The sequence below is a fragment of the Flavobacterium sp. N2550 genome (assembly GCF_025947265.1).
Classification (GTDB): domain Bacteria; phylum Bacteroidota; class Bacteroidia; order Flavobacteriales; family Flavobacteriaceae; genus Flavobacterium; species Flavobacterium endophyticum.
Genome location: NZ_CP110007.1, coordinates 1,411,871 through 1,434,143 on the forward strand (window position 1 = coordinate 1,411,871; position 22,273 = coordinate 1,434,143).

Below are 22,273 nucleotides of genomic sequence, written 5' to 3' on the forward strand. Positions count from 1 at the left end.
TCGTCAGCAATGGCGAGATTTTTTGTTTTACAGAATTGTAATATCAGTTCCAATCTGCGACCTATCCCAAAATTTTTCCACACTCAATCTTTTTTCCTATTTTTACGGCCATTAAAAAAACAACCAATGACCTTTCAAAATACCCGTGAATTCGCACAAGAACTAGATTCGCAAGACAAACTGCACCACTACAGGAACGAATTTCTTTTCCCACAAGTAAATGGAAGAAAAGTGATTTACTTCACAGGAAACTCCTTAGGACTGCAACCAAAACGAACAAAAGCGTATGTAGACGAAGTGATGGATGACTGGGCAAAGCTGGCTGTCGAAGGCCATTTTTATGCTGAAAAACCTTGGTGGGATTACCACGAAAGATTTGCGGCACCTTTAAGCAAATTAGTAGGCGCGCTTCCTTCCGAAGTAACCGTAATGAACACCTTGACCGTAAACCTTCATCTTTTGATGGTTTCGTTCTACAGGCCTACAGAGAAAAAATATAAGATACTCTGCGAATCAAAAGCCTTTCCGAGCGACCAATACATGTTCCAGAGCCAAGTGCGCTTTCACGGATTAGATCCAGAAGATGCCATCGTAGAATTGCATAGAAGAGAAGGAGAACACAACATCCGATTAGAAGATGTGCTGGCGAAGATTGAAGAGATCGGAGACGAATTGGCCTTGGTATTGATCGGAGGCGTAAATTATTATACCGGACAAGTTTTTGACATCAAGACCATCACCGAAGCAGGACACAAAGTCGGCGCTTATGTAGGCTGGGATTTGGCGCATGCTGCCGGAAACATAAAACTTGAATTGCACGATTGGGATGTAGATTTTGCAGCTTGGTGCAGTTATAAGTACATGAACTCCGGACCTGGAAACGCGTCAGGATGTTTTATACACGAAGACCACCACGATAATTATGAGCTGAATCGTTTTGCAGGATGGTGGGGCCACAATAAAGAAAGACGCTTCTTGATGGAACCGAAATTCTCGCCAGAAGCAGGAGCGAACGGTTGGCAGATCAGTAACCTTCCGGTATTGACATTGGCGCCCTATCTCGCATCGGTAGAAATGTTTGCCGAAATCGGAATGGATGCCCTGATTGAAAAAAGAGACAAGATTACCTCGTATCTCGAATTTATCCTGAAAGAAATAGACAAAGAAGTCAGCAGCACTTTTGAGATCATCACGCCTGAAAACCCTGCAGAGAGAGCCTCGCAGCTATCCGTATTCTTGCATGGAGAAGGCCGTTCGTTGTTTGACTACCTTATGAAAAACGGAGTCATAACAGACTGGAGAGAGCCGAATGTAATCCGATTGGCGCCTGTACCATTATACTGTTCTTTTGAAGATATGTATGAATTCGGACAGATTTTAAAAGAAGGAATCCAGTCACACAAGTAATAGATAGAAAATTCGTTGCAGTTAGCGCTACTTCGCCAATTGCACGCCCAAAATATACATCATGACAAAAGAACAAATAATTAAAAACTTTGACCCGAGCCAGCCAGGCTTGGCAGACGCAAGCATCTTCGGCCTTCCTTTTTCGGCAGAAGACAGCGAAATCATTATCATTCCGGTGCCTTGGGAAGTAACCGTGAGTTATGGAGCAGGCGCATCAGAAGGGCCAGAAGCGATTCTTGATGCCTCTTTCCAAGTAGATTTGCACCATCAAGAATTTCCAGAATTATGGAAGCTCGGCATCTATCTTGACCAGAACGAACAGACAGAGAAATGGGCCGCAGATAGCGCCAAATACAAAGGATTGGCACAGCCGATTATCGAAGCTTTAGAAAACGGAGAAGTTATCGAGAGCCTGCCGGCACTGCAGTCGGATTTAGACAAGATAAACAAAGTCTGCAAAGACCTTAAGGACGAAGTAAAAGAACGCGTGCTTTATTGGACAAAAAAAGGCAAAAAAGTAGCACTTTTAGGCGGCGACCACTCTACACCATTAGGCTATTATGAAGCTTTGGCTACACAGCACAGTGAATTTGGACTGCTGCACCTTGATGCCCACATGGACTTACGAATTGCCTACGAAGGATTTAAATATTCTCACGCTTCCATCATGTATAATGCCTTGCAGTTGCCGCAGATTGCCAAAATCGTACAAGTTGGTATCCGCGATTTCTGCCAGCAAGAAGTAGAAACGGCTTTCGAGCAAGGAAACAGAGTTTTGGTGCATACTGATATGGATTTGAAAGCAGAAGCCTATGTCGGAAAGACATGGGAACAGCAATGCGACGCTATCATTGCCACGCTGCCACAAAAAGTAGCCATCAGCTTTGATATCGACGGAATGTATCCTTGGTACTGTCCAAATACGGGTACTCCTGTACCGGGCGGATTCTCTTTTGAACAAGCGGCTTATCTTTTGAGCAAGCTAGGCGAAAGTGGTAAAGAAATCATAGGTTTCGATTTGGTAGAAGTAGCGCCAGGCGATGATGATTGGGACGGAAACGTAGGCGCACGCATGCTTTTCCACATGTGTGGTGTTTTAGCCAAGAACAACGGCTTGAACGTTGGGCAAAAAATTAAATTCAATAGGCAGTAATCTTCCTAAAATAAAAAAAACAATGGGCCTCAAAGGGCCCATTGCTGTTTAATAAGCATTAGCAATAAAAGGTGCTTTCCTGATAAAAGTGCTATCCGATAGCTGGTCTATAAGAAAATGGGCCAGATTGATAGCGCTGATCTTGTCACCCGGACAATCCTCTAAGCTTACGTTTATCGGACTCCTTTCTTCAGTCTGATCGATCTGTGGTAGCCGTACCAAAGTCCAGTCAATTTCGCTGGCTGCCAACATTTCATACTCCAGCTGCTTGTTGGCTGTCGAGACCGGAAAGTTTTGGTACATCCAGTCGGTTGCAAAAGCTGTCTTTTCTCCTTTTTTATCCAAAGGAGTATTCACGTTCAGTCCCGTCGTTACGATATAACGATGGACGCCTTTTTCCTTCATGGCTCGAATGATGTTATCCGTAGCTTTGCTGAAAAGCGTCGGTTCGCTTGGCGGAATTCCGAGTCCTAATGTACTTAGTACCGCTTCGCATCCTTCTAGCAGCTGGCAGACAGCATTATAGTTTGTTACGTCTCCCTCGATAATTTCTACAAGAGGATTGCTGGTCTTAAAATGAGCAAGGTTTCTTAGGAGAAGCTTAAACGGAATGCCTTGATGGAGTAATGTGCTGACGAGGTATTTGCCAGATTTTCCAGTGCCGCCGATCACGGCAATTTTTATATCGTGTTTCATTTTGTTCTTTATAAAATTATTGAAAATAGTATCTTAGTCCTGATGTATCTGATACAGACAAACAAGACAAGCAGCAGCCTATGGCTTTTGCAGAAACGATTTATTATTTTATAAAGAGATTTTGATGCGGTAAATGTAGGAACTTATACCAACAATTCAAAAAACTTTTTGGCAACAGAAAATACAAGTCATGGAAAATCAAGAAGATGCCATCAAGTCGATGGCTATAGTCAATAAGATAGCAATGGGAAGCTTGTTTGAAAAAACGATAACGGTCGAAAGAAACCAATTGGTGAAGACAGGCGGCAGTACCGATACTAACATCTATTTTGTTCAAGACGGCAGCCTTCGAATTTTTGTCACAGACGGAGAGGAGGAACGCGTTATCCGTTTCGGCTACCAAAACAACATCATCGTTGCGCTCGATTCTTTTCTCACCGAAAAACCTTCAGATTTCTATATACAAGCCATCAAAAAGACAACCTTAAAGATCATCTCTAAAAAAACATTCATGGACTTCATCAGCAAAGAACCTGAAAATCTTACGCTTTGGGCCGAAATCCTTGAAGACCTTGTCCTGCAGCAGATCGAAAGAGAAAAAGACCTGCTGACGCATTCGCCAAAAGAACGTTACGAAAGAGTACTAAAACGCAGTCCGCAGCTCTTTCAAGAAATACCCAACAAGCACATTGCAAATTACCTTCGCATGACGCCAGAGACATTATCGAGGCTTAAAAAATCTTGAGTTCGATCAAGAATTCCTAAACCAAGGCTGCGGAACTTTGCAGAAAAAAATATGAAAATAAAAACACAGCAGCTCCTGCAAGAACTTACGACCCAAGTACAAGAGCATCTAGCGTATGCAACGTCGCTTCTCGCGCAAACAGACGAAGAACTCAACAATAGGATAGCGCCAGATAGCTGGAGCGCCCTAGAATGTATCGAACATCTCAATCGTTATGGCAATTTCTACTTGCCCGAAATCGAAAGGCGAATCCATCAATCGCAATCGAAACCCGAGTCTGAATTCAAGAGCGGATGGCTGGGCAATTATTTTGCAGAGAGCATGCGTCCGAAAGCAAAGCTCAATAAAATGAAGACTTTTGCCAAAATGGATCCTATTTATAGCAAGCTCGATAAGTCGGTTTTAGACACTTTTATCAAGCAGCAGCAACAGCTTTTAGGATTGTTGGAGAAGTCGGGGAGTATCAGCCTGAACAAGACAAAAACCAGCATCAGCATCACAAAACTCATCCGGCTAAAATTAGGAGATACCTTTAGATTCCTCATTTACCACAACGAAAGGCACATCCAGCAGGCAAAAAGAGCCGTCGAAAATACTCGTGCTTAAAAAGTGTATAGCTGTTTGGAATTCAGACTCTTAAATAGGTTACGGCAGACGTTCAAAACAAAAAATACTTTCCGTATCTTTATAATAAGAATCAATGGCACAGAGTTTGCAAACCCTTGCCGATCTTGTGATTTCACGCAAGTCAGTAAAATAACAGCTATATGAATACTTTTAAAAGCACAGAAAAGATGAAAACAATCTTCAACCTAAAAACAGCCGTTTTGCTAATTGGCCTTGTTTTTTTTGCAACCCATGCGAATGCAAAAACTATCCGAATGACAATCAAAGAAGAATTGGCCAGCTGCACAGGAGTAGCACCGCAAAGCTGCTTTCAGGTCAAATATAAAAAAAGCAAAGACTGGGAACTGTTCTACAGCCAGATTGAAGGATTCGATTATACGCCAGGTTACAGGTATGTGATAGATGTCATCCAAACCAAAAGAAAAAATGTTCCTGCCGATGCCAGCAGCTATACCTACAAGCTTAAAAGAGTCGTAGAAAAAAAACAGATTGGGGAAAAAGGAGCAGATGCGTGGACCTTTATCACCAAACACAAATGGAAAGTCATTCAGATCAATGGTGCAGAACCGTCAGACACTTCAGCCTATGTTACTTTTCCGGCTGATATGAAAACGATGAACGGCTTTGGAGGCTGCAACAGGATTTTCGGTGGCTATGAACTCAAAGAAAATACCATAAAGTTTAAAGGAATTGCAAGTACGTTGATGGCTTGTGCAGACGAGAACAAAAACAAGCTCGAAGGCACTCTGTTAAAGATGCTAACGGACAATACGTTTACATATGATGTGGCCGACCAGACGTTGAACTTCTATCAAGATAACAAGTTGGTATTGATGTTTGGAAAAGCACCTTTAGACTAATAGTTTATAAAAAAATAAAAAAGTATCTCCTTTAGCTCATGGTAGTTATAGGAGATTTTTTTTATGGCGTAGTATTAGTTGGAATCATTATGATATATTGTGAAATCTCTTTTCAAATCACGCGGATTTTCATTTCATGTCCACAAAGTGTACAAACTCAACATTTTAAAAACTTTGTATAGTTTTATCATAAATACATAAATAAACACGTTATGTATAAGTTTTTAATAAGATATGGCAATGAAAAATATCACTACACTAATAGCTGGGCTGCTCTGTACCATTTCAACCTACTGTCAAGACGGAGAATTTCAAGTTTACCCTAACGGCTTAATTTATAACGAACAAACAATGACCAAGTTGAGCCATATTGTGGACTCGTTAAACTTGAAATACAAGACCTGCAATTTCAATACGGTTTTTTATTCCAAAAGCCAGACTATCGGACATCTTGTAAAAGTTGATGGAGGGAACCTTAAGGAAGCAAAGAAAGATATGGAAAAGCAAATTTCCTTAGACGACTTTCTTAAAAAATATCCAAAAGCGACTGTTGAAAGAAATGTGTTAGTCATAAAAAGAAAATACAAAGACTACAGAAATCAGGATAGAGTAGAGTTTGAACATTTTAATGTAAAAAACGACTATGGATTTAGCATTGAATCTGATGATATTTCGCTTTACCAAAAAGACTTTACAAATAAATGGTTATTTGAATACGAAAAGAAAACGAGCTATTCTGACGAATCCTTATCCGCCTTTTATTTCCCTAAAAACTTTAGTTCAGATCCTATTCCTCAAAAATATTCCCAAATGATAGGATATTCCGATTGTTTAATAGACACGAAAACGAGAAAGTTTAAAGACAATTTAAAAGATGGTTGGGTTGAGCTGCCCGAAAACTGGACTTCATTGTCAAGAAAAGAAAAAGCAAAGCTTCTTGACGAGATGAGGGGCACAAGAGTAGTTGGAGGCTGCAGTATGGACAGCAGGCCAAGAGAACACGCTATACATATTGCCTTGCTATCTGCTGAGACCTATAATTGGGAAGTTTTTCTAAAAGCACATTTAGACATAATGAATGACCGCTTTGATAGAGTGTCTGACGGTAGCTACGCTTGGGGAGAAAGAAATACCTATATCAAAGAACTTGAAGAACTAAACATAAATGTTTCCGACCTTATATTAGGCATATCTTATCGTATTGAAAACCCTGTGGATAATCATTATTTTGGAAGCATTGGACGAGTGGGACGTGCATTATCAGAAATCAAAAACAGAAATGAAATTGAACAATCTATGCTGTCGATAATTTCTGATAATGGATTAGATACTTATAACAGACTATTGTTTTATTTTCTATTCCGTAACTATAACCACCACATAAAAGACGAAACAGTAAAAAAAGAAAACAATGATAAGCTAGCAATAGCAGTAAAGACATTGCCTAACTTTATTAACGAAAGGTTGGCAGAAAAATAAAAAACCAAACCACAAACAATAACAAAACCCTTTCCTCAACAAAGGGTTTTTATTTGCATCTTTCCCAAATCCAAAATCTACCCTCCTAAATCCAAAATCTGCCCTCACAAATTTTATGCTCATTTACCTAAAGTTAATTATATTTAGTGGCGCAATTACACAACAGATGCCAACACTAAAACGTATAAGAGAACAGCAAAACCTGACCCAAGAAGAACTTTCCGAAAAGTCCGGAATTTCCGTTAGGACCATACAGCGAATCGAAGCCGGAACATTACCTAAAGGCTATACGCTCAAAACCTTAGCAAAAGTTCTAGAAATCCCAGAAAGCGAATTGCTGGACAAAAAGACAAAAACAGAAACAATTGGCGGCGAAAAAGCAGAAATCAAACAAGAATCGGTTGCAATCGACTATTCAAAAATCAAGCTGGTCAATCTTTCCTCCCTGCTGTTTGTCGTGCTGCCGCCCTTAAATATTTTGGTGCCGCTTCTTTTGGCCAGTATCCTAAAGCAGAAAAATCCGCTGGTAAAACAGATTGTTTCCGTCCAGATTCTTTGGACGATTTTAGCGCCTATTGTTTTTATGCTCGGTATCTTTCTAAAACTCGGAGGCAAGTTTACTTTAGGGCTGATAATCTGCATCGTACTGTCAAACCTGTTTATCATCCTGCGTAATGCGGCCGAAATCGACAGGCACCAAAAACTCTATTTTAAGTTGAAATTCAATATGTTGTAAGCCTTTCGGGTCTTTGTCGGGTTTTTGACGGGTTGATTTTTAGGCGCCTATAGCAGTAAAAACTAATCTTTGCCAAAAACTTTAGCAATGATACGATTCCTTTATTTTTTATTCCTTTTCCTATTCGCTTTGCCGCAAAAGAGCCAAGCCCAGGTCGAAAAAACAAGCGAGCTCTATAAGACGATTATGTCCAAAGACAGCCTGCTGTTTAATATTGGCTTCAATACCTGCGACATCTCCCAGTTTGAAAACTTGATGAGCGAAAACTTAGAATTCTATCATGACATAGGGGGCAGGTCTGACAAAAAGAAATTCCTAAAAGACTTTGAGTCCGGACTATGCAACGATCCCAAAAACTTTCAGGCCCGAAGAGAATTGGTGCCCCAAAGCACAGAAATCTATGCCCTTTATGACAGAGAGAATCAAGGCAAGATATACGGAGCGCTCCAGATAGGCGTGCATCAGTTTTTTGAAAAACAACCCTCACAGCCCGAAAAGTTTGGCAGTTCGGCAAAATTCAGCCATCTCTGGCTTTTAGAGAATGGCGAATGGAAACTGTCCAGATCCTACAGCTACGAACATGTCAACAAGCAATTGCAGACGTCGGAAGTACCTGCCTTCGACAACGATGCCGCCATCGAAAAGTGGCTCAAGGAAAACAAGGTACCCGCTCTTGGCCTCGGAATAATCGAAAACGGAAAGCTCAAGCAGGTAAAAGCCTTTGGCGAAATCAAGGCAGGCGTTGCCGCTCCCTACAATACGATTTTTAATGTGGCTTCCGTAACCAAGCCCGTAACGGCCATGGTCGCATTGAGATTGGCCAGCCTAGGGAAATGGGACTTAGACAAGCCAGTCTACCACTACTGGACCGATCCTGATATTGCCAAAGACCCAAGACACAAACAAATCACCACCCGAGTCCTCTTGAGCCATCAAGCCGGCTTCCCGAATTGGCGCTTGGCCAATGCCGACAAAAAATTAAGTTTTCTGTCCGACCCCGGAACCCAATACCAATATTCAGGGGAAGGATACGAATACCTGCGCAAAGCCTTAGAAAACAAGTTTCATAAAACCTTGCAGCAATTAGCATCCGAATTGATTTTCCAGCCCCTAAAAATAAGCGAAACCAGCTACGTCTGGACTAAAAATACCGACGCGTCACGATACGCCACCGGCTATGACAAAGAGCTAAAGCCGTATGAGATAGAAAAGAATACAACACCCAACGCGGCCGATAACCTGTTGACGACTATCGAGGAATATGGCCAATTGCTTACCGCTCTAATGGACGGAACGTTGTTGCCTGAAAATATTTTTAAAGAAATGGTTGCTCCGCAGGTTGCAAGCGAAAAAGGCAAGCACTTTGGTCTAGGGTTCGAAATCTACAATCTGGGCCATGGCGACTATGCTCTTGCGCATGGAGGAGCCGATCTAGGCGTCAGGGCCATCGTATTTATCTTGCCGAAAACAAAACAAGGCCTGCTGATTTTTACGAACTCCGATATAGGAGGCAGCTTATACGAAGCTTTGGTAAAACACTATCTTGGCAAATTTGGAGAAACGATTGTGAATATTGAGACGAAGTGAAATCATCATTAAACAAGTTTATTCTTTTTACAAATACGCCCATTCACAAAACCTTTCCAAAAGAAAGGTTTTTTTCTGCTTGAAAAGAAATGCAATTATATTTTTCATAACTTCGTTTTGGGTTGAGAACAGTAATATCTTAAAATTTCAAACAAAATACTAAGTACCTTCGATATAGTAGCTAAAGCATTAAGGGACGATTTTTTAAAACAAGAGTTCTCTGTAAACTAAAACTAAAAAATGAGTAGAAACTTTAAAGTAATTATAATAGCAGTTTTGGCGCTATTAGTCTTGTATTTTGCTATAGTGCAAATAGGAGCCTTCAGGATGTTTAGGAATTCGACCACCTCAAATGAGCCCAATTTAAAGCTCAACACAATAATGTTTACTTCTAGCCTCATCACTCCAGAAATAGGTGACTTTGTTGCTTATGATTATGAGAATGATATTGTTGGAAAACAGACTAGGATTCACAGATTGTGCGCAAAAGCTAAAGATACCCTACAGATTATTGAAGGTATAGTGTATGTCAATAAAATTAATATCGATAAAGGAATTGACCACGTACATCTGTATCAAACAACGCAGACAGAATATGCCAAGATTAAATCAGAAGAAAATATTTCTGACGAATACTATGCTTTTGTAATTTCAGAAGATGATGTGAAAGCAATGCTCCCTGATTCAGTTGCAAAAAAATATGGTTTGGCTTCTAAAATAATCATCGAAGAAGAGAGTACTATTGATAGCGTGATTCGGGAAGTATATAAGGCAGACTGGAATAAAGATAATTTTGGGCCAGTTGTTGTTCCAGAAGGCAAAATATTTGTCCTTGGAGATAATAGAGATAATTCTGAAGATTCAAGATATTTAGGATTTATAGATGAAACTGCAATTATAGGTGTCGCGTTAAAAAACTAAAAACTAAATCAGGGTTCTACAAACAATTAAGCCAATAATAAAATTGCTTTCCGACTTTAAAACTCCACTGACATTGGAGTTTTTTGTTTCATAGCTTTTTTATTGACGCCTTTTTTAACATATCGACATCCATTTTTAAGTTATCAGGACTTCTCATTAACTTATCAGCACATCTTTTTAACTTATTGCGGCATATCAAGTTCTTATTGGCACATCTTATCTTCTTATTGGCGCTGCTCAAGTTCTTATTGGCACATCTCATGTTCTTATTGGCATTGCTCAAGTTCTTATTGGCACATCTTAAGTTCTTATTGGCACTGCTCAAGTTCTTATTGGCACATCTTAAGTTCTTATTGGCATTGCTCAAGTTCTTATTGGCACATCTTATCTTCTTATTGGCACTGCTAAAGTTCTTATTGCTACATCTTAAGTTCTTATTGGTATCCCTCTTTAACTTTTCAGCGCTCCCAATTTCCTGATTTTGCTTTCTTGTTCTCTGCTTTAGGGATGCTTTTTTATAAACAGCAAGCCTTATTGGGATTTCGTCGCTGTTTTTGTAGAAAGTCCCTGTTTGATTTTAATAGGAGAGTTTCGAAAACAGCTGCAAACTACACTTGGGGCAGCATCGTCGTTATTTTAAAACTAAAAAAGCAGCAATTGGTTGTGTCATTTTTGTATTATAACCTATTGTAAAGTAATGGGTTGTGTGTTTTTTTCTTTGAGGAAAAACGTAATTCACTCCTTTTTTTGGAGCCGATGCGAAAAAAAATAAAAAAAAATTAGCCCCAAGAAAAAAAACGACAGAAAAGATAAAAATCTAAAGAAAGACGGGCGTTGCTGCCGGTCTTTTTTTGCTTTTAAAGCCTAAAAAAAGAACACCAATAGCCCCTATTTTTAGAAAAAAACAGCACGATGGGGAAAATCGTAAGGATACGGTTTTTAGCTATTGTAAATTCGGTAAACCTATTGAAGTTTAAATAGTTGCATGTTTTAAACGGTTATATACGGAGCTACCACCTCCACATAACAGTATGGCACACTTATTAAACATACCCACTTTTCTACAGATGAATTTAAAGTCTATTCATCCGCCATGAACTATGGCCCGATTTAGCATGCCTAAACAATTATTAATCTAAACTATGAAATCATGAATAATAAAATTTACATACTACTACTCGCATTTTTCTTGGGCGCTGTTGGAATGAATGCCCAAAACGGCTATTTTTATTATTATAAAGATCAAAAAATTGCCCTCAACCTAGACCGAAAATTCCTGAACATAAACACTTCAGAAGATTTTCAGAAATCCTCCCTCGACGGATTAAAATTTAAAGACGTTACGCTGCAAGACGACAGTTCTACCGGAGAGCGCCAAAAGTTTGGAAAGCTAGAATTCCAGTCGGAACCATCAAGCGCCGACTTTGACAAGGCCATAAGCGATCTAAGAAAGATCAAAGGCATCAAAAGCGTTTCCCTCTTTTTTAAAAGACCGCAGGCAGCGTCTATCGGAACATCCAGCCTTTTCTATGTCAAGCTGAAAGACGATAGAGGTTTTGAACTGCTCAAAAAGACTGCTTCCGAAAACAAAGTGAAGATCGTAGAGCAGATTCAAGGAATGCCTTTATGGTATATCTTGGCAGTAGAACCAGACAACCAAAGCACTTCGCTGCAGATGTCCAACCTGTTTTATGAAACTGGACAGTTTGCCGACATCGATCCTGCCTTTATGTTTAATTTCAGGTCGGTTTGTACCAATGACACCAACTTTGGAAGCCTTTGGGGACTTAGCAACAGCGCCAATCCGAATATCGATATCAATGCCTGCCAGGCTTGGACGATTACACAAGGAAGCGGCGTGAATGTAGCCATCCTCGACCAAGGAATCTACAAGACACACAACGACTTGGCTGCCAATATTTCGCCTTTGAGCTTTGATGCACAAAGTGGTACCAGCCCTAGTGTTTTTATTTCAGGCAATAATCACGGTACTCACGTAGCAGGAACTGTTGGAGCCGTAAAAGACAACAACCTTCAGGTAGTTGGAGTAGCGCCACAATCCAAATTGATGTCGGTGAGCCATTCGTTAGGATTGGTTCCTAATGTCTCTGCACAGCTTGCTTCCGGAATCAACTGGGCCGTAGCGAATGGAGCTGATGTTATCAATAACTCTTGGGGAGACCAAGGAGGGGCTTATTATGCACAGCTGTATAGCGCGGCTCTAGAAAGTGCGATCCTTAATGCCCTGGCAAACGGAAGAGGAGGCAAAGGAACTGTAGTTGTTTTTGCGGCAGGAAACTTTGGAAGCGGCGGTCCGGTAATGGACTACCCAGGTACTTTTACAGACAATATCTTGACCGTAGGATCGATTACCTCTACAGGAGCGCGTTCTAGCTTTTCGGGCTACGGAACCAAGCTTGACGTAGTAGCGCCTGGAAGCAATATTCTTTCTACCATCCCAACCAACAGTACAGGATCTATGAACGGTACGTCTATGGCAAGTCCGCACGTAACGGGACTGGTAGCCTTGATTCTTTCTGTGAATCCATGTCTTACTGGGCAACAAGTACGAGATATCATTGAAGGCACTTCTCAAAAAATTCCAGGCTTTAGCTATTCTACCACAGCAGGAAGAACCAACGGAACATGGAACAACCAAGCAGGCTATGGACTTATAGATGCTTATGCCGCTGTATTGCGTGCACAACAAATGTACTCGCCAACCGTAGACCTCTATGTGAAAGACACTCCTGCAGATCTAGGAATCGAGCCGAATACTATTTCGCCATACATGTGGGCCAGTGAAGACATCTGGGTACGAAACTATAATGACAGTGGTCTGGTGCACCAAAATCCAGATTACAGCCCTACGAATCCTAACTACGTACGCGTACGCGTAAGAAACAAAAGCTGCGTTGCCTCTTTAGGAAACGAAAAGCTGAAACTTTATTGGGCTAAAGCCGGTACTTCATTGAATTGGCCGATGAGCTGGAACGGAACCTACTATGTAGGCGGCGTGCTCATGGGCAAACAAATAGGAGCATTGGCAGGAATTACGATTCCGGTACTCCAGCCGGGACAAGAAGTTATCCTGACGTTTGCATGGAACGTTCCAAATCCTGCCGATTACGCGCCCATCAATCCAGAGCCGTGGCATTTCTGTCTGCTGACCCGAATTGAAGCCGCCAGCGATCCGATGACATTCCCAGAAACAGCAGATCTTAATCTCAATGTCAAGAACAACAACAATATTGCGTGGAAAAACGTTACGGTTGTCGATGTACTTGCTAACGGAAGTGTCGGAGGCGTTGTTGGAGTAGGAAACCCTGTGAAAGTTGCTAAGAAATACTTCCTAGAATTTGTAGCCGAAGACATCCCAGACGTAAGGCCGATTTTTGAACAAGCCCAAATAACAGTCAAAATGGACGAACGACTGTACCGAGCCTGGGAAAGAGGAGGAGCTGTAGGTCGAGGATTAGTGGAAGGAAGAGACAGGATGTCAAGAATTGTCAGGGCAAACAATGCTACCCTGAACAATATCGTCTTTGAACCTAACGAATTAGGAACGCTCAACCTGACGTTTGCTTTCTTAAATGATGATATGACTCCGCAGCAGTTTGTCTACAATATTGTGCAGCGAGATGCCGAAACAGGCGATGTTGTAGGAGGCGAAACCTATTTGGTGAACAAAGGTGAAACCCGCGGCAGAAGACTTGTTGCCGATGCTGGTAACGATAAAAAAGCCGATAGAGACGAAGTCATTACATTAAGCGCAGCGCAGCTAAACGAAGCCGTAGTCTATAACTGGTACGATACCGAAGGCAACATGATCTACCAAGGAAAAGACTTTACAGTATCTGTCGAGATGGCTAAAAAATACAAGCTAGAAGTTGTAGCATTGGCAGACGGGCTTAAAGATTATGCCGAAGTTCAGGTAACGATGAATCCAAGCTCTTTAGGAGGCATTGCACCTAACCCTGCTAAAAACAATGTTACGGTATCCTATAAGCTTAATGATGCCGGCTCAGCCTACTTGACCATTATTGGAAGCTATGGTGCTAACAGAGCCTCAAACAACTACATCCTGGATGTGAAAAATTCAGAAATTAATATCGATGTCACGAATTATCCAAGCGGCCTGTATACGGTAGCCTTGGTATGCAATGGCAAGATAGTCGATACTAAGAAACTGATTAAGAAATAAAGAATTTTAAAACCCGTGCCCAGCACGGGTTTTTTTATTAAATTTATACCTATCATTTTAAAAATCAGGACTATGAAAATGTTTGCACTACTACTAACCGTTCTGCTTCAAGGCTGCAGCAGTGATGGCAACCAAGAGTCGCGCGTTATTGACGCGGTGCTGATTGGAAAAGGCAATCTCTATGGCAATGGCGATGAAAATATCCCAAGACAGAATGTGGTCATCTACAGCCCAGCCGATTGGAACCTTCTGATGCAAAAGATGGATACTCGAAATCCTGTCTCGAATAGTTTTTCAGAAACCAATATCGATTTTAACGCTTTCCAAATCATCGCCGTCTTTGATGAAATTAAAGGCAACGGAGGGCACACTATAGACATTACACAAATTACAGAAAATGAAGCCACGATTGTGGTAACCCTACAGAATCTAAATACGGGCGGAGGAACATCGGTAATGACACAGCCTTTTCATATCGTCAAGATTCCAAAATCAAAAAAGCCCGTCGTTTTTAGATAATACGTTGCCATAAAAACATACCTTTGGCGGGATGAATAAATCACAATCAGCATATTGCAAAAGCCTGCTGCTAAAAACACTACTGGCACTAACCCTGTTGCTTGGCGTTTCCTATGGTTCCGGTTCTGTAAATCTCGAAAAGCAGCCGTTTCATTCCGAAACCTCTTTTTTAAAAAGCAACAGCTCTAAGAAAAAAGCCATTTCTTATAAAAGAGCTCTTGAGCTCGGTACTTTCGATCTTGCAAAAAGCAAGCCCCTTTATTCGTTCCATTTCATTACCGCTCACAATACGGTAGCTAAAGTAAAATGGGTCGAAAAACACAGACACTATTGCTCTTTCAAATCAAAGATGCAATTCTTTAGTCCGCAAGCCATTTCCAGAAATTCAGGAGAAGATACTCCTATTTCATAATTCGCTAGGCTTCTCTAGGCCCAATCTCTTTTAATTTTTTAATTGACAAAGCTGTTGCTGCTATTGCAATGGCTCAAAGACACGCGTAAATTATGAAAAGTTTCAAAAAAAAGCTGCGGCTTCTGGCCTATGCCATGCTGATTCTTTTGGCTTCGATGGCGGCAGGTATCGGCGGAGCTCCGCTTCCTAGGCAAGGCAGGAAAGAAGAACGTTATGATATAAAAATAGAAATGATAGATTCGAAAGAAGAAGAAACCGAATCCGAACAAATAGAAGTTAAAAAATAAAAAGCCTGCAGCACTTGTGCTGCAGGCTTTTAAGTTTGGGAGATCAGATTGCTTATTTTTTTGCCAGTTTGATAGCATTTAGCCTTCTTCCGTCAATTTCTGGAACCAGCATGTAGATACCTTGCTGCCATGCACCAGTTTCGATGCTGATCGTTTGTCCGGCATCATTTGAAGCATAGCTTTTGTTGAAGACTTCTCTTCCGTCTATAGAAAAGATGCGCAATACGGTGCTCGTATTTCCGGCTTCGTTTAGCTTTAAAGTCAATGCCTCATTGAAGGGATTTCCTAAGACCGAAATTCTCTTTGTAAAAAGAAAATCTTGAGTATTCAGGTCAAATCCTGTAGTGAAAATAATCTGCCAAGCATTAAGGCTTCCGGTATCTTCTTCACCGTTATCATACAAGGTCATCGTCCAGTCGCCATTGACAGCCACGCCATTCAAAAAGGTAGTCAGGTTGCACAGCGGAATATCTGTTGGATACGTTGAAGTTCCTCCAGTAGGAGCATAAGCGCCGGCTGGAATACTTTGTGCTGCGCCAGGCGTAACCACATTGATGGCTGTCGTATTGGCGGCGTTAAAGCTCAATACGTTTCCTGTAGCAAAATCAGAACTGTCACCGCAGCTGGTATCGGTAGCGGCTCCAAGTCTTTTGATTAAGGCACACGATCCTCCCGCGGGAGTTCCGAGCTCGGCCACGACATCGCCTAGCCAGGTATGAACTAGATCGAGATTAATTGTAACCTTTGTAGGATCTGTAATTGTTGCCGTAATAGGAACATTAAGAGAGACTGAGACGCTTCCTGCTGAATTTCCTGAGCCGCAGCTAGTTCCTGTTCCATCCGGAATCGGCGTTACCGTGTTAAACGTGTACGTCTGCGCATTTGCAATACCGCAGAATAATAAAAACAATAAAGGTAGTTTTGTTTTCATAAATAGAATATTTAAAATTAATAATAAAACTCATACCGTGATAGTTCTCTAATTGGGGTGATTTTATATTATACAGAATTGTGGCTCTTCTGCAGCTAAATATTTATTTTAAGAAATTACGATAAAGATAATCTAATTAATTTAAAATTAACAAATTACATGAATTAAATTCTGTTTATTTGTTATTTAGTGGTATTGTTTTCAATAAAGATGTCTAAAGATTAAATAAAAAATTATTTTTATAACAATTGTTATCATATTTCCCTAAATTTGATATCTTATAATTACATTCTACTCTTAATGCAAAATCCTTTAAATATTGCAATTGTAGGCTCCGGTCTGGTGGGTTCGCTGTTGGCAATATACCTTAAAAAAGCAGGCCATTCCGTTCACGTGTATGATAGAAGTCCTGATATCAGAAAAATCCAATTTTCCGGACGTTCCATAAATCTTGCAATGTCGCATCGAGGCTGGAAAGCATTAGACGGTGTCGGAGTTGGGGATGCGGTCAGGGCCATTTCAATCCCTATGGACAAAAGAGCAATCCACTTAAAGGATAAGCTGAATTTTCAGCCCTACGGCAAAGAAGGCGAGAGCATCTATTCTATTTCTAGAGGAACCCTGAATCGAAAAATGATTGACTTGGCCGAAGAAGCGGGAGCCGTATTTTTCTTCGAAAAGAAAATTTGGGACGTCACACTTGCAGATGCCACTTTGCATATTGGAGAGACAGAAAGAGGAGAGTGGGAGTCCGTAAAATATGATATGGTTTTTGGTTCCGACGGAGCTTTTTCTAGGGTTCGCCATAGAATGCAGCGCCAGAGCATGTTTGACTATTCGCAAGAATTTCTTCAGACAGGATATAAGGAACTTAATATTCCGTCAAATCCAGACGGAACGCACAGGCTTGATAAAAATTCCTTCCACATTTGGCCAAAAGGCGATTATATGCTTATTGCGCTTCCTAATCTTGACGGAAGTTTTACATGCACCCTGTTTATGCCTTTTGAAGGCGAAAATTCGTTTGCATCGCTCAAAGACAGAAAACAAGTGGAAGACTTTTTTGAAAAAAACCTTCCGGATACTATAGACGTAATTCCAAACCTGGCCGAAGATTTTTTTAAGAACCCGACCAGTACTTTAGTGACCATGAAATGCTTCCCGTGGACGTATAGTGATAAAGTAGCTTTAATCGGCGACGCTTGCCATGCTATCGTTCCGTTTTACGGACAAGGCATGAATGCTGGCTTTGAAGATATTACCGTATTGTATGAATTCATGGAAGAATTCGGAAACGATTGGGAGCGAATTTTCAAAGAATATGAAAAAAGCAGAAAGCCTAATACCGATGCCATAGCCGAGCTGTCTTACAGGAATTTTATGGAAATGAGTTCCAAGACCGCTGATGAAAAATTCCTATTGCAGAAAAAAATAGAAAAATGGTTTTCAGAAAAGCATCCCGATAAATGGCTGCCGATGTACAGCCGCGTGACCTTTAGCCTGGATCCGTATTCACAAGCGTTAGAAGTAGGAGATTTCCAGAACCGCTTGATGGAAGAAGTCCTGAAAATGGACCATATCGAAGAGAAGTGGAACAGTGCCGAAGTAGAAGAAAAGATATTAGAATTGCTGGAAAAGAAATAAATATCGCTATAAAATAAAATTGGGATTAAAAGTTATGATAACCTTTAATCCCAATTTTTTTATATCCTATTTCGATTAGTTTTCTACTTTCTTGGTCACAGGCTTTATCAAGACACGAAGCGTAGAATCGTTGCTGAAATAACTGAAAGCCCAGTTTACGAAAATGGTCAGCTTGTTCTTGACGCTCAAGATCAGCATCAGATGCACAAACATCCAAGTGAACCAAGCAAATCGCCCCTGGAAGCTGAAATTGGGCAGGTCAACTACCGCTTTTCGTTTCCCGATGGTTGCCATAGAACCTTTATCATGGTATTCGTATTCTTTTCGTGGTTTGTTTTTGGTCTGAAGCTTAAAGTTCTTCGCCAAAACCTTTGCCTGTTCGTTGGCAACTGCAGCCAGCTGAGGATGCCCGTTTACATATTTAGGAGTAGTCATGTAAGCAATGTCTCCAATCGCAAAGACATCCTTTAAATGCTCTACTTCGTTAAATCGGTTGACGATGAGTCGGTTTCCTCTCGTGATAGACGCTTCCGGAATGCCTTCAATCTGGTTTCCGGTAACTCCTGCCGCCCAGATAACGTTTTTTGCCTCAATGGTCTCGCCGTTTTTTAGGCTGACGGTTCTTCCGTTGTAATTTTCGACAACGGTGCCTGTTTTTACGATAACGCCAAGATCTTCAAGGTATTTTCGAGAAGCTTTTTTTGAATCATCGCTCATCGCATTCAAGACATTAGGAGAGCCTTCTAGAAGATAGACGGTAAGTTTGGAGAAATCTTTATCTGGATAATCTTTCGGAAGGATGTTCTTTTTCATTTCAGATAAAGCTCCGGCCAATTCTACTCCGGTAGGACCGCCGCCGACAATCACGAAGTTGAGAATATACTGAAGCTCTTCCGGATTTTTTGTTACAACGGCATCTTCAAAAGTCTGGAGTATGCGGTTTCGAAGCTGTATGGCTTCTGGTACAGACTTCATCGGGAAAGCGCAATTTTCGAGATTCTTATTCCCGAAATAATTGGTCTTGCAGCCATAAGCCAAGACAAGGTAGTCGTATGAAAAATCCCCGATGGAGGTTTTCAGGCACTTGTTTTTAGTCTCGACGCTCAAGACGTCTGCGATTCGTATTTTTACGTTTTTGGAACGCTGGAAAACTTTCCGAAGCGGAAAGGAAATGCTTGCGGGTTCTAGTCTTGCCGTAGCCACTTGATACATGAGTGGCTGGAATTGATGGTAATTATTTTTATCGATAAGGTATACTTCGTAGTCGGTATTTTCAAGGTCTTCGGCAAGGGTCAGTCCTGCAAATCCAGCGCCTACAATTATGATTCTTTTTTTGGTTTCCATACGGGTTTCATTTGCACGTAAAGTTACCAAATAATAAGGGCTTACGCTTCTCTATTAACTTTTTCTAAAGAAAAAGCGGGCAGGCAAACAGACAGATATTCGCAAGGCTCGTCAAAAGGATTTGAATATTGCACTCTTGCGTTCTTTTCTATTTTAATAGATTGTCCAGCTTCTAAGATTACGGTTTCGCCTTCAATGATAAATTGCTTTTTGCCTTTTATAATATAGGTGTATTCGTCAAATTCTGGAACTTGGAAAGGCTCGCTCCATTTTGGCGGTGCTATCATGTGCGCGATGGATACTTCGGAGTTTCCATTGGTGGCGTTTCCAAAATGTTCTTCGATTAATTTTCCATCGTCTGTCGGAACGATAAAAGGGGCTTTTTGTAGGGTATATTTCTTCATTATTTTTTAAATATAAAGTAGACGGCCAGTATCAGGAACATGAAACCAATAGCATGATTCCATCTGAAAGTTTCGTTTTTGAAAAAGAGCAGAGAGAAGATCACAAAAATAATAAGCGTGATGACTTCCTGGATGACTTTGAGCTGCATGAGCGAGAACGGACCGCCGTTTCCGTTAAATCCGATCTTGTTGGCCGGAACTTGGAAACAGTATTCAAAAAGAGCCAGTCCCCAGCTTATCAACACAATTGTTATCAGCCCTGCATTTTCGAACCATTTGAGTTCTTTAAACTTTAGATGTCCATACCATGCCAGTGTCATAAAGACATTCGATAAAATAAGCAGTCCAATCGTAATAAAGGCTTTCATCTTATTTTTTGAATATTTTTGTCAGTACTCCAAATACGCCTCGAATAAAAGTCGCGCTCGTAAACACCTTGATGATGCTTTTTGTAGTCTGGCTCATCGGCTCGCTCGCTTCCTTTTTTTCTTGTTTCTGTTCTTGCACTTTTTCTTCGGCTTCGGCAGCTTCTTTTTGGATGTCTTGAACTTTTTTGTTCAGCATTTCGTAAGCGCTCTCACGGTCGATTACTTCGTTATATTTTCTTACCATTTTAGAGCTGTTGTTGATTTCGCTGATTTCGTTGTCTGTCAACACGTCCATGCGGCTCATCGGTGCTCGCATCATGGTTGCGGCAAGAGGCGTTGGTATTCCCTTTTCGTTCAGGGCCGTAACCAAAGCTTCTCCAGTTCCGAGCGATGTCAGTACTTCGTCAGTTTTGTAGTATTCTGAAATTGGATAGTTTTCCGAAGTCATCTTGATGGCCTTTCTATCATTAGCAGTAAAAGCTCTTAGCGCATGCTGGATTTTTAGTCCTAATTGTGCTAAGACAGAACTTGGCACATCCATAGGATTTTGGGTCACGAAATAAAGTCCGATTCCTTTAGAACGGATTAATTTCACAATGCTTTCGATCTGATCTAAAAGTGCTTTGCTGGCTTGATTAAAAATCAAGTGAGCTTCATCAATAAAAATAACCAATTCAGGCTGTCCAGAGTCGCCTTGTTCAGGCATGGTATTGTATATTTCAGCCAAAAGACTCAGCATAAAGGTGGAGAAAAGCTTCGGCTTATCCTGTATGTCCGTCAAGCGGATGATGTTCACGTAGCCTTTTCCGTTTTCATCAATCCGCATCAAGTCATTGATGTCGAACGACATTTCGCCAAAGAAAAGATCGGCGCCTTGCTGTTCTAATTCGATAATTTTTCTGAGTATGGTTCCTGTGGTTGAGGTAGAAATTTTTCCGTAGTGTTCTTCGATTTCGGCTTTTCCTTCTTCAGTAATATAATTGATGACCTTTTTGATGTCTTTCAAGTCAAGCAAGGGCATCTGGTTATCGTCGCAATATTTAAAAATCACAGCCACGACACCTGCTTGCGTATCATTCAAATCTAAAATCCTAGAGAAAAGGACAGGGCCGAATTCAGAAACCGTAGCACGAAGGCGTACGCCATTCTGTTTGGATAATGTCAACAATTCTACTGGGAATCCAGAAACTTGGTAAGGTATGTTTATTTTTGCATGGCGTTCTGTTATGAAAGGCTGCTCGATACCTGGTTTGGAGATACCGCTGAAATCACCTTTGATGTCCATCATCAATACCGGTATGCCTAGAAGCGACAGTTGCTCTGAAAGCACCTGAATGGTTTTTGTCTTTCCGGTTCCCGTAGCACCGGCAATCAAGCCGTGACGGTTTAAGGTTTTTAAAGGGATTTTTATATGGGCATCTGGTAGCGCTTCTCCATTGAGCATTGCGCCTCCGAGTATAATGCTTTCGCCTTTTGTAGCATATCCTGTGTTAATATGACTGATGAAATCTTCTTTTGAAGCCATGAGCAAAAAATGTTTATGGTGAGTAGAAATGAACGAATGTTACAAATTTAGGATTGTTTTTAATTATTGCCACAAATTAAGCCTTAAATAATTAGGATATAGCTTTAATATCATTGAGTGTAATAAAATTATCATTATTGAGTTATAATTCAGCGCAATAAATCTAGGTTTGTTAAGTATAAAACTTAGGCGTTTTTGGTCATAAAAGCAGATAAGTAGTTTTAAACCAGAGCTCTATCCTTGTTTTTCAAACAAATTATTTTAAATTTCTTATTATTTATTCGTTAAGATTGTAATAATATATAGTTAAGACGGAATAAAAAACTGCATTTTATTTTTTTTTATCCACTAAAAATATAAATTTGTCGTTCTTATAAAATAATCAGGTAAATAATTTTATCTATTACCAAAATTAAATTCTAAA

The 22,273-nt window shown here is 40.6% G+C and carries 21 protein-coding genes; 15 read left to right on the forward strand and 6 right to left on the reverse strand.

The features are described 5' to 3' along the window. Positions 1-126 precede the first annotated feature (126 nt). A complete protein-coding gene (gene kynU / locus OLM56_RS06060) occupies positions 127-1,407 on the forward strand; it encodes a kynureninase (RefSeq protein WP_264528678.1) in 1,281 nt (426 codons plus the stop codon). 61 nt (positions 1,408-1,468) lie between these two features. Next, positions 1,469-2,560, forward strand: coding sequence for an agmatinase family protein (locus OLM56_RS06065; RefSeq protein ID WP_264528679.1), 1,092 nt, complete (start codon positions 1,469-1,471; stop codon positions 2,558-2,560). A gap of 48 nt (positions 2,561-2,608) precedes the next feature. Here the strand turns inward: OLM56_RS06065 and OLM56_RS06070 are convergent, their stop codons facing one another. Next, complete coding sequence (locus OLM56_RS06070; RefSeq protein ID WP_264528680.1) at positions 2,609-3,256, reverse strand: NAD(P)-dependent oxidoreductase; 648 nt, start codon at positions 3,254-3,256, stop codon at positions 2,609-2,611. Between the two features lie 244 nt (positions 3,257-3,500). On the opposite strand from OLM56_RS06070, the gene OLM56_RS06075 reads away from it, so the two are divergent. From OLM56_RS06075 to OLM56_RS06130, 12 genes are all read left to right on the forward strand, one after another. Then, complete coding sequence (locus OLM56_RS06075) at positions 3,501-4,001, forward strand: Crp/Fnr family transcriptional regulator (RefSeq protein WP_413614435.1); 501 nt, start codon at positions 3,501-3,503, stop codon at positions 3,999-4,001. A 51-nt stretch (positions 4,002-4,052) separates the two neighbouring features. Further along, positions 4,053-4,607 (forward strand): DinB family protein, encoded by a 555-nt coding sequence (locus OLM56_RS06080; RefSeq protein WP_264528681.1) that lies wholly within the window; start codon positions 4,053-4,055, stop codon positions 4,605-4,607. Positions 4,608-4,768: 161 nt separating this feature from the next. Beyond that, positions 4,769-5,488 (forward strand): DUF4377 domain-containing protein, encoded by a 720-nt coding sequence (locus OLM56_RS06085; RefSeq protein WP_264528682.1) that lies wholly within the window; start codon positions 4,769-4,771, stop codon positions 5,486-5,488. Between the two features lie 240 nt (positions 5,489-5,728). Then, positions 5,729-6,967 carry a hypothetical protein gene (locus OLM56_RS06090; protein WP_264528683.1) on the forward strand — a complete coding sequence of 413 codons (1,239 nt, stop codon included), beginning with the start codon at positions 5,729-5,731 and terminating at the stop codon, positions 6,965-6,967. A gap of 166 nt (positions 6,968-7,133) precedes the next feature. Continuing rightward, complete coding sequence (locus OLM56_RS06095; protein WP_121376142.1) at positions 7,134-7,703, forward strand: helix-turn-helix domain-containing protein; 570 nt, start codon at positions 7,134-7,136, stop codon at positions 7,701-7,703. Between the two features lie 87 nt (positions 7,704-7,790). Beyond that, positions 7,791-9,290, forward strand: coding sequence for a class A beta-lactamase-related serine hydrolase (locus tag OLM56_RS06100; RefSeq protein WP_264528684.1), 1,500 nt, complete (start codon positions 7,791-7,793; stop codon positions 9,288-9,290). Between the two features lie 240 nt (positions 9,291-9,530). Beyond that, the gene (gene lepB / locus OLM56_RS06105; protein WP_264528685.1) at positions 9,531-10,211 is read left to right on the forward strand and encodes a signal peptidase I; all 681 of its coding nucleotides are present in this window, start codon (positions 9,531-9,533) and stop codon (positions 10,209-10,211) included. A 206-nt stretch (positions 10,212-10,417) separates the two neighbouring features. Next, positions 10,418-10,690, forward strand: coding sequence for a hypothetical protein (locus OLM56_RS06110; protein WP_264528686.1), 273 nt, complete (start codon positions 10,418-10,420; stop codon positions 10,688-10,690). Positions 10,691-11,361: 671 nt separating this feature from the next. After that, positions 11,362-14,415 carry a S8 family peptidase gene (locus tag OLM56_RS06115; RefSeq protein ID WP_264528687.1) on the forward strand — a complete coding sequence of 1,018 codons (3,054 nt, stop codon included), beginning with the start codon at positions 11,362-11,364 and terminating at the stop codon, positions 14,413-14,415. A 72-nt stretch (positions 14,416-14,487) separates the two neighbouring features. Beyond that, positions 14,488-14,934, forward strand: coding sequence for a protease complex subunit PrcB family protein (locus tag OLM56_RS06120; RefSeq protein WP_264528688.1), 447 nt, complete (start codon positions 14,488-14,490; stop codon positions 14,932-14,934). A 31-nt stretch (positions 14,935-14,965) separates the two neighbouring features. After that, a complete protein-coding gene (locus OLM56_RS06125; protein WP_264528689.1) occupies positions 14,966-15,346 on the forward strand; it encodes a hypothetical protein in 381 nt (126 codons plus the stop codon). 92 nt (positions 15,347-15,438) lie between these two features. Next, entirely contained in the window at positions 15,439-15,633 is a 195-nt protein-coding gene (locus OLM56_RS06130; protein WP_182493469.1) for a hypothetical protein, read from the forward strand. A 52-nt stretch (positions 15,634-15,685) separates the two neighbouring features. Here the strand turns inward: OLM56_RS06130 and OLM56_RS06135 are convergent, their stop codons facing one another. Further along, a complete protein-coding gene (locus tag OLM56_RS06135) occupies positions 15,686-16,564 on the reverse strand; it encodes a T9SS type A sorting domain-containing protein (protein ID WP_182493470.1) in 879 nt (292 codons plus the stop codon). A gap of 300 nt (positions 16,565-16,864) precedes the next feature. Here OLM56_RS06135 and OLM56_RS06140 point away from each other — a divergent pair, with 300 nt between their 5' ends. Beyond that, a complete protein-coding gene (locus tag OLM56_RS06140; RefSeq protein ID WP_264528690.1) occupies positions 16,865-18,208 on the forward strand; it encodes an FAD-dependent oxidoreductase in 1,344 nt (447 codons plus the stop codon). A gap of 75 nt (positions 18,209-18,283) precedes the next feature. Here the strand turns inward: OLM56_RS06140 and OLM56_RS06145 are convergent, their stop codons facing one another. The 4 genes from OLM56_RS06145 to OLM56_RS06160 are packed head-to-tail and all read right to left on the reverse strand — an operon-like array spanning position 18,284 to position 21,849. After that, positions 18,284-19,552, reverse strand: coding sequence for an NAD(P)/FAD-dependent oxidoreductase (locus OLM56_RS06145; RefSeq protein ID WP_264528691.1), 1,269 nt, complete (start codon positions 19,550-19,552; stop codon positions 18,284-18,286). Between the two features lie 41 nt (positions 19,553-19,593). Then, a complete protein-coding gene (locus OLM56_RS06150; RefSeq protein ID WP_264528692.1) occupies positions 19,594-19,956 on the reverse strand; it encodes a cupin domain-containing protein in 363 nt (120 codons plus the stop codon). Beyond that, positions 19,956-20,324, reverse strand: coding sequence for a DMT family protein (locus OLM56_RS06155; protein ID WP_121376152.1), 369 nt, complete (start codon positions 20,322-20,324; stop codon positions 19,956-19,958). Before OLM56_RS06155 ends, OLM56_RS06150 begins: the two co-directional genes overlap by 1 nt. Before the next feature lies 1 nt (position 20,325). Further along, positions 20,326-21,849, reverse strand: a complete 1,524-nt coding sequence (locus OLM56_RS06160) for a DUF853 domain-containing protein (protein WP_264528693.1) — start codon at positions 21,847-21,849, stop codon at positions 20,326-20,328. Positions 21,850-22,273: the final 424 nt, after the last annotated feature.

Bases quoted from the DNA above. Each gene is read 5' to 3' on its own strand.
- kynU (WP_264528678.1), top strand. From the start codon at position 127: ATGACCTTTCAAAATACCCGTGAATTCGCACAAGAACTAGATTCGCAA.
- OLM56_RS06065 (WP_264528679.1), top strand. From the start codon at position 1,469: ATGACAAAAGAACAAATAATTAAAAACTTTGACCCGAGCCAGCCAGGC.
- OLM56_RS06070 (WP_264528680.1), bottom strand. From the start codon at position 3,256: ATGAAACACGATATAAAAATTGCCGTGATCGGCGGCACTGGAAAATCT.
- OLM56_RS06075 (WP_413614435.1), top strand. From the start codon at position 3,501: ATGGGAAGCTTGTTTGAAAAAACGATAACGGTCGAAAGAAACCAATTG.
- OLM56_RS06080 (WP_264528681.1), top strand. From the start codon at position 4,053: ATGAAAATAAAAACACAGCAGCTCCTGCAAGAACTTACGACCCAAGTA.
- OLM56_RS06085 (WP_264528682.1), top strand. From the start codon at position 4,769: ATGAATACTTTTAAAAGCACAGAAAAGATGAAAACAATCTTCAACCTA.
- OLM56_RS06090 (WP_264528683.1), top strand. From the start codon at position 5,729: ATGAAAAATATCACTACACTAATAGCTGGGCTGCTCTGTACCATTTCA.
- OLM56_RS06095 (WP_121376142.1), top strand. From the start codon at position 7,134: ATGCCAACACTAAAACGTATAAGAGAACAGCAAAACCTGACCCAAGAA.
- OLM56_RS06100 (WP_264528684.1), top strand. From the start codon at position 7,791: ATGATACGATTCCTTTATTTTTTATTCCTTTTCCTATTCGCTTTGCCG.
- lepB (WP_264528685.1), top strand. From the start codon at position 9,531: ATGAGTAGAAACTTTAAAGTAATTATAATAGCAGTTTTGGCGCTATTA.
- OLM56_RS06115 (WP_264528687.1), top strand. From the start codon at position 11,362: ATGAATAATAAAATTTACATACTACTACTCGCATTTTTCTTGGGCGCT.
- OLM56_RS06120 (WP_264528688.1), top strand. From the start codon at position 14,488: ATGAAAATGTTTGCACTACTACTAACCGTTCTGCTTCAAGGCTGCAGC.
- OLM56_RS06125 (WP_264528689.1), top strand. From the start codon at position 14,966: ATGAATAAATCACAATCAGCATATTGCAAAAGCCTGCTGCTAAAAACA.
- OLM56_RS06130 (WP_182493469.1), top strand. From the start codon at position 15,439: ATGAAAAGTTTCAAAAAAAAGCTGCGGCTTCTGGCCTATGCCATGCTG.
- OLM56_RS06135 (WP_182493470.1), bottom strand. From the start codon at position 16,564: ATGAAAACAAAACTACCTTTATTGTTTTTATTATTCTGCGGTATTGCA.
- OLM56_RS06140 (WP_264528690.1), top strand. From the start codon at position 16,865: ATGCAAAATCCTTTAAATATTGCAATTGTAGGCTCCGGTCTGGTGGGT.
- OLM56_RS06145 (WP_264528691.1), bottom strand. From the start codon at position 19,552: ATGGAAACCAAAAAAAGAATCATAATTGTAGGCGCTGGATTTGCAGGA.
- OLM56_RS06150 (WP_264528692.1), bottom strand. From the start codon at position 19,956: ATGAAGAAATATACCCTACAAAAAGCCCCTTTTATCGTTCCGACAGAC.
- OLM56_RS06155 (WP_121376152.1), bottom strand. From the start codon at position 20,324: ATGAAAGCCTTTATTACGATTGGACTGCTTATTTTATCGAATGTCTTT.
- OLM56_RS06160 (WP_264528693.1), bottom strand. From the start codon at position 21,849: ATGGCTTCAAAAGAAGATTTCATCAGTCATATTAACACAGGATATGCT.